The sequence below is a fragment of the uncultured Hymenobacter sp. genome (assembly GCF_964242765.1).
Lineage (GTDB): Bacteria > Bacteroidota > Bacteroidia > Cytophagales > Hymenobacteraceae > Hymenobacter.
Genome location: NZ_CAXTBM010000109.1, coordinates 1 through 10,816, shown reverse-complemented (window position 1 = coordinate 10,816; position 10,816 = coordinate 1). Strand labels below are relative to the sequence as shown.

Genomic DNA, 10,816 nt, shown 5'->3' with positions numbered 1-10,816 from the left:
TGGTCCGGCGGCCGGCTAACTACACCGTGGAGGTTCGAATCCTTCTTCTACAGCAACTGAGTGAATTATTGTGAGGAGGGAAAACCGGGACGTATCTGGGTGGGTGCGTTCCTTTTCAAGAGGCGGCATCTGGGTGGGTGCCGCCTTTTTCTTTCTGTTGATTTCAATTGAATTCAGGTAGCAAGTTGCTCTACAGACACTCTAATACCACGTTGGCTGCAAAGAAACAGAATTCTTAGCGCTGAAATTGTGTTAAATTTCAATAAAGGAGCGCCTTTGCGATAAAACTCGCAAAGGCGCTCCTTTTTAATTAGTCATGCCCAACTCAGCTAAACCTCTAAAGTTGAAAGAGGCAATCGTATGACTTACTGCCACTACATCCCCGCTAGCAGCGGCGCATAGTTTCGTCAAAGCTATAGCCTACCGAATTGCTACAGGCTGACTCTGCTGCCGATAAGTAGCCAAGCCAGCATCCAAAAACTTTACGAACGCCTCGGCATCAGGCTCGTAGGCTATTGGCGGGGCAAGCGTGTGCCGCAAGTCAGTAGGTGCATTGGGATCAAGCAAGACATAGAACGGCTGAGCATTGACATTGAAGCCTGTTAGCTGGAGGTCGGCGTTCTTCTTTCCTAGCGTGGTTTTGCGTTTACCGTCATGCTTGGAGGTGTACTGCTCGGAGGCCGGCAGGTCGGCTTTGTCGTCGACATAGAGCGCGACCACTACATAGTCTTCGCGTAGCCGCTTCAATACCTGTGGATTACTCCACACCGTAGCCTCCATCTTGCGACAGTTCACGCAGGCATGGCCCGTAAAGTCGATGAAGATGGGTTTATTTTGGGCGCGAGCACAACGTTGGGCTTGCGCTAAGTCGAAGTAGCCCTGCAAGCCGTGGGGTAGCTCCAGAAACTCCCCGTAGCGCGGCGTCTCGCACAAAGCATTAGGGGCGGCCACCGCCGAGGTGGTGGGGAGGCTGGTAGCCGCCAGCGTAAAGTCGCGGCTGGTTTGAGGGGGCAGATAGCCAGCTAACAGCGGCAGCGGCGCCCCAAATAAACCGGGTACCAAATAAGTCATGAAACTGAAGGCCAATACTGCCATCAGAAGCCGGCCGACGCTTAGATGCGTTAAATCGGAATCATGAGAAAGTTTGAAGCGCCCTAACAAATAGAAACCCAGCAGACCGGAAAGCGCAATCCAGAGCACGAGGTAGATGTCGCGCGGAAGCAAGTTCCAATGATAGGCCAGATCTGCCATGCTCAGGAATTTGAGGGCTAGCATCAACTCCACAAAGCCCAGCACCACCTTAACGGTGTTCAGCCAGCCGCCGGAACGGGGTAAGCTCTTCAGCCAAGCCGGGAAAATGGCAAACAGGGTGAATGGCAGCGCAAAGGCCAAGGAAAAGCCTAACATCCCGATAATGGGAGTGATGCGCTGGCCTTGGGCAGCCATAGTCAGGATAGTAGCCACAATGGGACCGGTGCACGAAAAGGATACCAAGACCAGCGTGAGGGCCATAAAAAACACGCCACCCCAACCCCCTTTATCGGCCTGCGCGTCAATCTTATTGACCATGCCGTGAGGCAGCGTAATTTCGAACAGGCCCAGAAAAGACAAGCCAAAGGCTACAAATACGGCGAAGAAAATCAGGTTGGGCAGCCAGTGCGTGCTAATCAGGTTTAGTCCATCGGCCCCCAAGAGCACCGTAACCAGCAACCCAACTACCACATAAATAAAAATGATGGACAACCCATACACCGTGGCCTTGAGGATGCCGCGCGGCCGACTGTCGGAGCCGCTCGTGAAAAACGACACCGTCATTGGAATCAGCGGAAACACGCACGGAGTAATGAGAGCCCCGAGGCCAAACAGAAAGGCCCCAAAAGCAAAAGCCAACAAGCCATCCTTACCAGGATCTGTGTCACGCGGCACGGATGGCGTTGGTAGTGCAGGTGTTACAGTAGCTTGTTCTTGCGCTGTGGCTGCGCCCGAAGGAGCCGTAACAGGTGGCGTGCCGGTGGCCGCCAAAGCCGTGGTAGCACTATCGTCAGGGCTAGAAGTTGCAGCGGTAGCTGGTGCGTTAGGTGCTACTACTGCACCAGTAGGTGCGCCTTTTTGCGGTGTTTTGCTGGGCGTGGAAATTGGCGCTGCGGACCCTGTCACGGTCAACGGACCAAACTTCAAATCATTTTCGCCAGGAATACAACGGCCATCGATATCGGTGCAGGTTTGGTACTCCACGGCGGCTTGCACCGTGAGTGGGCCGGGCTGTAGCACCCGAATGCGCTGCCGTATCTGGCCGGTTTTCTCGAAATAGGTGATGTCGCCCTTGAAGACGTCATCGAATTTCTTTTTCGAGTTGACTGACTTCGGTTTCCCTACCAACTCGTAGGCTGGGCTTTTAACGAACGTGAACGTGAAGGCAGTAGGCCCTAAATCAGGGTCGAAATCAGTGGCATAGAGGTGCCATTTGTCGTCGATGGCAGCGTTGACAACAAGGTCCAGTTCCTCGCCTACCTTGGCCGCGGGCTGGCTGAGCGCAGTGGAGAGCTTGGTGGGGGTTAGCACCTGCGCGGCGGCTCCTAAGGCTGCGAACAGCACCACGAGCAAAGAGAGAAATACAGTTTTAGTGCGAGGCATCAGGTAGGGGAAAGCAACAAAAAACATTCTAGCTACAAAGGTCGGTAGAAAGGGAACACTTGTACTGCGTTGGCGGTTTCCTTTGATTTCCACGCCAAGATAGATTCGGCAACCTGGTTCTCAATAGAGCTCCGCCGAACCGCTTGGCGGGAATCCCGTACTTTTGTAATTACATAGGAAGCCAGGCCGGTCGAGCCATACTTCCACGTCTATGGCTTTAAATATATTTCTTACCGTTCTACTGGTCTTGTTGAACGGGTTTTTTGTGGCAGCAGAGTTTGCGTTCGTTAAAGTTCGCCTCTCCCAGATAGAACTGAAGGCACAGGGTGGCAACCGGATAGCCAAACTCGTACAGACTATGCTGCACGATTTAAATTACTATCTATCTGCTACGCAGTTGGGCATTACGGTGGCTTCGCTTGCGTTGGGCTGGGTAGGCGAGAGTGTAGTAGCTGAGGTGGTATTGGCTGTAATCGATAAGCTAGGCATTACGCTTTCCTCCACTGTAGTTCATCAGATTGCCATTGCTACCTCTTTTACGCTTATCACCACCATGCACATTGTGCTGGGCGAGCAGGCGCCTAAAGTACTGGCTATTCAAAAGCCGGAGAATACTATTATGGCCATTGCGCTGCCTTTGAGGGCCTTTGCCTTCCTCACCTTCCCCTTTATTTGGCTGCTCGATAAGCTATCTAATCTAGTGCTGCGAATGTTCGGAGTTGGCTCAGTACACGAAGCCGAAGTGCATACCTCCGAAGAACTGCGCCTACTGCTCGACCAGAGCAAGCAAAGCGGTGAGATTCAGGAGTCCGAGCACGAACTGCTGGAAAACGTATTCGAGTTCAACGACCGAATGGTGAAGCAGATCATGGTGCCGCGCACTAAACTCTCCGCCATCGATGTGAACACCCCCCAAGATGGCATCTTGGAAACGGTGTACAATGAGGGATTCTCCCGGATTCCGGTTTATGAAGGCAACATCGACAACATCGTGGGTGTGCTCTACGTGAAAGACTTGCTGCAAATCATCCGCCGCAACGAGCCTATTGTGCTGGCCAAGATTATGCGCCCGGCATACTTTGTACCCGAAACCAAGAAAATCAACCGGCTGCTACGCCAGTTTCAGCGCAAGCACACGCACATGGCCATTGTGAGCGACGAGTTTGGTGGCGTGTCTGGCATCGTTACCATCGAGGATATTATGGAGGAACTGGTCGGCGAAATCCAGGACGAATACGACAACGAGGTGCCCGTGGTAGAGAAGGTTTCGGAAACTGAGTACCGCGTTAACACTTCTACGGCCATTTCCGACGCCAACGAGTATCTCCCCTACTCTCTTCCCGAAGGCGACGACTACGAAACTGTCGGTGGGTTGCTCAACGTCATTTATGGCAATATCCCTGAAGTAGGTGATGTGGCCGTGCTAGACAACTATGAGTTTCGGGTATTAAAACGCTCTGGCCGCTCCGTTGAGCTAGTGCAACTCCGGGTAACTACTTCTGCCGAGCGCGCAGAAGAAGCCAATGAGGCACTAAATCTTTAGGGCTCACTAACGACGAGTTACCAAGACACAAAAAGGGGCCTGCATAGTATGCAGGCCCCTTTTTGTGTCTTGGTAACTCGTTTACTTCAGCCAACTAGCGTACAGCACATAGTTATCGGCCGTACGCTTTAAGTTGGCCCGCTGCTCGTCGGTAACAGGCTTGATGCGGCGGGCCGGAATACCAGCGTAGAGGTAGCCGGGCTCACATTGCGTGTTTTCTAGCACTACGGCTCCGGCCGCAACAATGCAGCCCGTACTCACCACAGCATGATCCATTACGATGGCGCCCATGCCAATCAGCACCTCATCCTCGATAGTACAGCCGTGCACAATAGCTTTGTGGCCGATGCTAACCCGAGAGCCAATGGTGAGAGGCGCCTTCTGATAAGTACAATGCAACACAGCGCCATCCTGAATATTAGTTTGGTTACCGATACGGATGCGGTGCACATCACCCCGGATAACGGCATTAAACCACACCGTACAGTCCTGACCAAGCACGACGTCGCCAATGATAGTGGCATTGTCGGCAACATAGCAGTTGGAGCCTAGCTGAGGTAGCACCCCATGTACGGGAAGAATAAGCGCAGGCATGAACAGAGATAGTTAGATGAAAATAAGCGCAGCCCCTACCGTGTCAGCATCCGCTTCCAAGTGCCTTTGCTGATGTTATACTTCAGGGTGCTGGGCAGGGCCTGCCAGAAGTATTTACTGGTTTCGACGGCAAAGCTGGGTTGCATGTAGCAATTGATAGTACAGCCTTCGCACTGCGGCAGACGGCCTTCCAATGCGGTCAGGCCCTGCACGGCAGGCGAGTGATAGAGGTTCAGTAAGTTGCCTTCAATAGGAAATTTCTGCTCGCCTAAATGATAGCAAGGCAGCACCAACTCATTGGACGGCGAAATAACGAGCGTCGTGCTGGCGGCGCGGCATACTGGCGCGGCAATGTGGTTGCCCCCATCACGGCGCAGCTGAATAAAGGCTTCGTTGAGGTAAACCCCCTTACGCCGGCCAAAAGCCGAAAGATAATCTAGCTCCTCGGGGCTAAGCTGTTCGCCGGTTGCTACGCTGTTGTACTCGAAGGCCGGATTTAAAATCAGCATTAGCCGATTGGGCTGCGCGATGTCGCGGTAGACGGCTTCCAAGTCGGAGAGGTTTTCGCGGAAGACGGTGAACAGAATATCAGGCCGCTCGCCTAACTCCCGTGCTACTCGGATGCTCTCCAACACAAAATCGTAGCAGGCAACGCCGCGGCCCCGGTCGTGCACCTCCTTTTCGGAAGCATCAAGTGAGAAATGCAGCATATCGACTTTGCCTCGCAGCTTCTCGGCATACTTGGGGTAGAGCAGACAGTTGGTGGTGAGCGTAGTGATGAAGCCCATATCGTGCGCTAGGGCCACAAACTCATGAATCTGGCGGTGCAGCAGCGGTTCCCCACCCGTAAAGTCCACCACCGACACGCCGAGTTGCTTTAAGTCGCGAAGGTTGCGCTCTACATCAGCCAGCTGAATATAGGGCGAAGGCTTCTCCCAAATATCACAGAACGAGCACCGCGCATTGCACCGATACGTGACGTAGTAATTGCACAAAACCGGATGACGAACGAGACGCATTTTCTTGGTTGCCGGCTTCTAACACCAGTTGATATAGCTGCAAACTACAAGCTTTTTCATCATCAAACTTGGTGGAATAGCTTGAATACCGAGCAATTAAGAGCAACCACGTACTCACTAAAAGCGTGTTAATGCGGCAAAGCGCCCCAGGCTTTGTCCCACTTGACTGGGGTAGCAGCAATGGCTTCGGCTGTGGCTGGACCGTAATGTTCAAGGTAATAATTGCAGAAACTTTTCAATGGGCACTTCGCGCAATCTGGCTTAGTGAACAGGCAGATGCGTTGCCCGTGCCAGTAGTTATGCTTATGAAAATTCAGAAGCACCAAGGGGTCTTTCGGCAACTGCTCCAACAACACCTGATGCGCTTTATCGGCCGAAGCTTTCGGCCCGATCATGCCCACGCGCTGCGCAATGCGGTGCACATGAGTATCAACGGGCAGCACGGGCTTATGAAAATTGAATAACAATACCAGAGATGCCGTTTTCAGACCAATACCCGGCATATCGGTTAACCACGTCATTCCCTGCTCCACTGACCATTCTGACAGAAAATCGAGGTGAAAGTCGCCACCGGTTTGGGCTTGGATGCGGCGCAGTACCTCTTGAATACGGGGCGCTTGGGTATCGGGCCAGCGGGTCGTTCGGATGGCATGGGCCAGGTCGGTAGTGGGAGCAGCCAGCACGCCGGCCCAGTCACCGAAAGCTTCGAGCATTCGGTCGTAGGCTAGTTCCTCGTCGGCATGGGTGGTGCGGTGCGAAAGAATAGTGGAAATCAACTCCCGCATGGGGGTACGGCGTGGTTGCTCTAGCGTCAGCGGATCGAAGAAGGTGTTTAGAATCAGGTGGTTCTCCCACGTCTTTTCAGCGGGTGGCGAAGCGTAAGTGGTTGGCATAGACTGTTTGGTAGACGATAAGCAAGCGGAATGACTACTAAACAATACGGCCCCGTCACCAAATGGTAGCGGGGCCGCAACAGAAAGGACAAGCAATGACTACTTGTCCTTCCTTTTCAACCAGTGATTAGATAGTGCCTTTCTCAGCAGCCTTCTTCAACTTGTCGTTAGCGAAGATGGCAACTTCTACCCGACGATTAGCAATGCGGCCAGCCTCCGTAGTGTTGTCGGCAATAGGCTGCTTAGAGCCGTAGCCCGTTACGGTGAAGCGCGAAGCGTCCACGCCTTGCTGCTGAGTGTAGTTAGCTACGGCTTGGGCACGACGTTGCGAAAGCGGGTCGTTGATGGCGTCGGTACCGGTGTTGTCGGTGTGGCCTTCCACAATAACGTTGGTGTCGCCGTACTTGATGAGCGTCTGAGCCAACTCTTTGATGTTTTCTTGAGCGGCAGAAGTCAGAGCAGCCGAGTTCTTGGCGAACAGCAAGCCCGAGTCGAAGGTGATTTTGATGCCTTCACCTACACGCTCTACTTTGGCACCGGCCATTTCTTTCTTCAATTCAGCAGCCTGCTTGTCCATACGACGGCCAATCAGAGCGCCGGCACCACCCCCTACGGCAGCTCCAATGATAGCACCCTTAGCCGTGCTGTTCTTGCCACCAATCACGCGGCCCAAAACACCACCGGCAGCAGCGCCACCCAAACCGCCAATAATACCGCCTTTAGCAGTTTTGCTCCAAGGCTTCTTGGTGGTAGTTGTTTCGGTTGTGGTTTGTGCTTGAACAGTACTGGTGCCTACCATAAGCAGAGCAAGCAACAAAAGGAAAAAGGAACGGAAATTTTTCATGATGTAAAAAAGTTAAGGAGTTTCGGAATTAGGAGTGAGAACGAAAATGAAGAGAGATAAATCGGCCCGAAGATAATAAGTAGAATGAACCAACGGTCCGATGCTAGACAGCTTTGCAACCACCTTGCCAAAAATTTCGCAGCTCCCAAAAATCAGCTATAACTCCCTTCAGCAGCCCGTAAACACCGATTTCAGGGCCTCGAACTCTTTCTAGGAAACGGCTTGTTTCCTATTTTGTTATCTAATATTCCTAAAAATTAATTCGGAAAATATATTCTCAGAAGGAATGAATATTAATTTTTTATGGCATAGTACTATTTGCATTTCACAGTCAAGCCAATTAAAAATATCGTGCGTTAACTATTAATCGAAATGATATCCTCTCTATTCCAGCAAGAAGAAATTTTATTCCAGCATATCTAATAACTGCGCTTTCTTACCTGTCTCGTGCACTCATTTGCAGTGTAGCATTTAAACCAGCAATTACCTCATTAAAAGAGGTAGTACGATACCTAACGCTACCCTAATCATAAGGCTACATACAACTCAAGCTGCGCTTGCAATCTATTAGAACAAGTTCAGCGTTTCCGCAGAGTTGCCATCAAAAAAGACCGCACCATGGGTGCGGTCTTTTATCATGTTCTGAATTAGGAATGATTTACAGCGTGCCTTTTTCAGCAGCTTTCTTCATTTTCTCGTTGGCATAGATAGCAATTTCAACGCGACGGTTGGCCTGCTTACCAGCTTCTGTGGTATTATCAGCAATCGGCTGCGACGAACCGTAACCCTGGGTGGTGATGCGGGAAGCATCTACGCCTTGCTGCTGGGTATAATCGGCTACGGCCTGGGCACGGCGCTGCGAGAGCGGGTTGTTGATGGCATCGGAACCTGAGTTGTCGGTGTGGCCTTCAACTAATACGTTGGTATCGGGATACTTCTGAAGAACAGCAGCCATTTTCTGGATTTCCGTTTGCGAAGCGGCCCGTAGCGTAGAGCTGTTAGTATCGAAAAGAATACCGGAGTCGAAGGTGATTTTGATGCCTTCGCCTACGCGCTCCACACGAGCGTTCTGCATATCGCGCTGTAGCTCTTCGGCCTGCTTGTCCATCTTGCGGCCAATCAAGGCCCCGCCCGAACCACCTACAGCCGCCCCGATAATGGCACCCGCCGCAGTGCCGTTTTTGCCGCCAATTACGCGGCCCAATACGCCGCCAACTACAGCACCACCGCCGGCACCGAGCAAACCACCTTTAGCTGTTTTGCTCATGCCCGTTTTGCGAGGACCAGTACCGTTGCCGGTAGGTGCGTCCGGAATGTTGGGGTTGCGAGTGGTAGCGCACGAGCCAAGAAGCAGCGTCAGCGCCATAAACAAGGATAAAAGTGATTTAGGAGTTTTCATCGAAGTGAAGTTGGTAGACTGGTAAAGAGTGAGAGTAGGGTGACGAGCGTGCTTACTGTACTTGCTGAAAAAATGTTTGCACGGGCTAAGCCCGTGCGGTTTCGGTTAGGCTCTAAAAAAGCAAACCTGCCTGACCCGCACTACGGCGCGTCAGGCAGGTCTTTTTCAAGAAGCGTGCCGGCTTTTCAAACCTGCTGCGCTGATTTAGTGCTAGGTTTGGCCACCACCTCAGTCGGACGCAGCATAGTAAGTAGATCGGCGAGGCGGGACTTCAACTCTTTGCGGTCGATGATGAAATCGAGAAAGCCGTGCTCCAACACGAATTCGGCGCTTTGGAAGCCTTTTGGTAAGTCTTTACCAATAGTTTCCTTGATAACCCGCGGACCAGCAAACCCGATGAGGGCCCCCGGTTCCGCAATGTTAAAGTCGCCAAGCATGGCAAAGGAAGCCGTAACGCCGCCGGTAGTGGGGTCGGTGAGCAAGGAAATGTAAGGTAAACCCGCTTCGGAGAGCAAAGCGAGCTTGGCCGAAGTTTTGGCCATTTGCATCAACGAGAAACCCGCTTCCATCATGCGGGCCCCGCCGGAACGCGAAATCATGAGGAATGGCAGACGCTGCTGCCGGGCATAATCGATGGCCCGAGCAATTTTTTCGCCCACTACCGAGCCCATCGAGCCCCCAATGAAGCGGAAGTCCATGGCTGCTACCACTAGTTCCAAGCCGTTGAGGTGACCATGGCCAGTGCGCACGGCATCGGTTAGGCCCGTTACTTTCTCGGTGGCTGTTAGGCGCTGTGGATACGCCTTGGTATCCACGAAATGCAGCGGGTCGGCGGAGTGCATATCCGCGTCTAATTCCATGAACTGGCCGCCATCAAAGAGCAGTTCGAAGTATTCGGCCGCATCAATCCGCTCATGGTGGTTGCAGTTGCCGCAGGTGTAGAGCAAGCGCTTGTGCTCGGCCATGGTGGCCACCGTTTTACACTCGGGGCACTTGTGCCACAAGCCGTCCGGCGTCTCTTTCTTCTCCTCCGTCGGCGTGACGATGCCTTTCTCTACGCGCTTAAACCAAGACATTTTCTGGTATTGAGTATGGGGTACTTAGTACGGATGATAGTTGGGGCCGCAACACGCCATTCGGTGAGTGCTGGGTATCATGCAGCAAAGATGCAGGAACTAATTAGTAGTATCTCACTATTGAATACCGGTTGCTTCCTACTTCGCATCCAAGCCCGTGTAATAGAGCTATTCAGCTACACGCCTTGAATGATTTTGCACTCGCGCTCCAATAAAGTTTAGAAGGTCGGCGTCGGGGGTGACAGTGATGGACGACATGCAGAAGCAGTTGGATAAGACGAAAGCGAACCGCGGCTAAACAAGATCAAATATAAACTGAAAACTCATTGATTGTCGGGCTGCGTTGCAACATCAACTGGTCACTGAGTACCTTGCCGCAGGAAATTTTCCTTGGTATACGCCACCAATCAAACTTCGATTTTCACCTTTGTCTTTTCTGTGAAAAACTCTTCTACTAGCCTACTCGCTTTAGCCTTGACGGTGGCCACCCTACTGCCGGGCTGCGTGCCTTCTAAGCGCTACGACGACCTGAAAGCCCGCCAAGTTTCCACGGAGCAAGGTAAAGCCGACGCCGAGCGCCAGCAGCGCCTCGCTGTGGCCGAACTCAAGAAGACTACCGACGAGCTAAACGAGCTACGCCTCGACAACAAGCGCCTCGCCGACGACTCCACCCAAACCGGTAACGCCTTGCGCCGCACCCGCCAGCTCTACACTCAACTCACTGACAGTTACGACAAGCTGCTCAAAAACAGCGACCGGGAATTAGCCAACAAATCGTCGGACTACAACAAAGTAGCGCAGGACTTGGCCCGCC

Annotated in this window: 9 protein-coding genes; 2 read left to right on the top strand and 7 right to left on the bottom strand. The window is 52.5% G+C overall.

Annotated features, from left to right (window positions below; genetic code table 11):
* Nucleotides 1–420: 420 nt before the first annotated feature.
* Nucleotides 421–2,634 carry a cytochrome c biogenesis protein CcdA gene (locus ACFE7X_RS24105; protein ID WP_375438235.1) on the bottom strand — a complete coding sequence of 738 codons (2,214 nt, stop codon included), beginning with the start codon at nucleotides 2,632–2,634 and terminating at the stop codon, nucleotides 421–423.
* A 211-nt stretch (nucleotides 2,635–2,845) separates the two neighbouring features.
* Here ACFE7X_RS24105 and ACFE7X_RS24100 point away from each other — a divergent pair, with 211 nt between their 5' ends.
* Nucleotides 2,846–4,177, top strand: a complete 1,332-nt coding sequence (locus tag ACFE7X_RS24100) for a hemolysin family protein (RefSeq protein ID WP_375438234.1) — start codon at nucleotides 2,846–2,848, stop codon at nucleotides 4,175–4,177.
* Between the two features lie 81 nt (nucleotides 4,178–4,258).
* On the opposite strand, the gene ACFE7X_RS24095 is transcribed toward ACFE7X_RS24100, so the two are convergent.
* From ACFE7X_RS24095 to accD, 6 genes are all read right to left on the bottom strand, one after another.
* On the bottom strand, nucleotides 4,259–4,771 hold the full coding sequence (locus ACFE7X_RS24095) for a gamma carbonic anhydrase family protein (protein ID WP_375438233.1): 513 nt from the start codon (nucleotides 4,769–4,771) through the stop codon (nucleotides 4,259–4,261).
* Nucleotides 4,772–4,806: 35 nt separating this feature from the next.
* Nucleotides 4,807–5,790, bottom strand: coding sequence for a radical SAM protein (locus ACFE7X_RS24090; protein ID WP_375438232.1), 984 nt, complete (start codon nucleotides 5,788–5,790; stop codon nucleotides 4,807–4,809).
* 128 nt (nucleotides 5,791–5,918) lie between these two features.
* The gene (nth, locus tag ACFE7X_RS24085) at nucleotides 5,919–6,683 is read right to left on the bottom strand and encodes an endonuclease III domain-containing protein (RefSeq protein WP_375438231.1); all 765 of its coding nucleotides are present in this window, start codon (nucleotides 6,681–6,683) and stop codon (nucleotides 5,919–5,921) included.
* Between the two features lie 127 nt (nucleotides 6,684–6,810).
* Complete coding sequence (locus ACFE7X_RS24080) at nucleotides 6,811–7,527, bottom strand: OmpA family protein (RefSeq protein ID WP_375438230.1); 717 nt, start codon at nucleotides 7,525–7,527, stop codon at nucleotides 6,811–6,813.
* A 658-nt stretch (nucleotides 7,528–8,185) separates the two neighbouring features.
* Nucleotides 8,186–8,926: an OmpA family protein gene (locus tag ACFE7X_RS24075; protein WP_375438229.1), complete on the bottom strand. Its 741-nt coding sequence runs from the start codon at nucleotides 8,924–8,926 to the stop codon at nucleotides 8,186–8,188.
* 185 nt (nucleotides 8,927–9,111) lie between these two features.
* A complete protein-coding gene (accD, locus tag ACFE7X_RS24070; RefSeq protein WP_375438228.1) occupies nucleotides 9,112–10,002 on the bottom strand; it encodes an acetyl-CoA carboxylase, carboxyltransferase subunit beta in 891 nt (296 codons plus the stop codon).
* A 438-nt stretch (nucleotides 10,003–10,440) separates the two neighbouring features.
* On the opposite strand from accD, the gene ACFE7X_RS24065 reads away from it, so the two are divergent.
* Nucleotides 10,441–10,816, top strand: a 376-nt coding sequence (locus ACFE7X_RS24065; protein ID WP_375438227.1) for a hypothetical protein, incomplete at its 3' end; no start/stop codon positions are given.

Coding starts and splice junctions, on each gene's coding strand:
- ACFE7X_RS24105 (WP_375438235.1), bottom strand. CDS start 2,634: ATGCCTCGCACTAAAACTGTATTTCTCTCTTTGCTCGTGGTGCTGTTC.
- ACFE7X_RS24100 (WP_375438234.1), top strand. CDS start 2,846: ATGGCTTTAAATATATTTCTTACCGTTCTACTGGTCTTGTTGAACGGG.
- ACFE7X_RS24095 (WP_375438233.1), bottom strand. CDS start 4,771: ATGCCTGCGCTTATTCTTCCCGTACATGGGGTGCTACCTCAGCTAGGC.
- ACFE7X_RS24090 (WP_375438232.1), bottom strand. CDS start 5,790: ATGCGTCTCGTTCGTCATCCGGTTTTGTGCAATTACTACGTCACGTAT.
- nth (WP_375438231.1), bottom strand. CDS start 6,683: ATGCCAACCACTTACGCTTCGCCACCCGCTGAAAAGACGTGGGAGAAC.
- ACFE7X_RS24080 (WP_375438230.1), bottom strand. CDS start 7,527: ATGAAAAATTTCCGTTCCTTTTTCCTTTTGTTGCTTGCTCTGCTTATG.
- ACFE7X_RS24075 (WP_375438229.1), bottom strand. CDS start 8,926: ATGAAAACTCCTAAATCACTTTTATCCTTGTTTATGGCGCTGACGCTG.
- accD (WP_375438228.1), bottom strand. CDS start 10,002: ATGTCTTGGTTTAAGCGCGTAGAGAAAGGCATCGTCACGCCGACGGAG.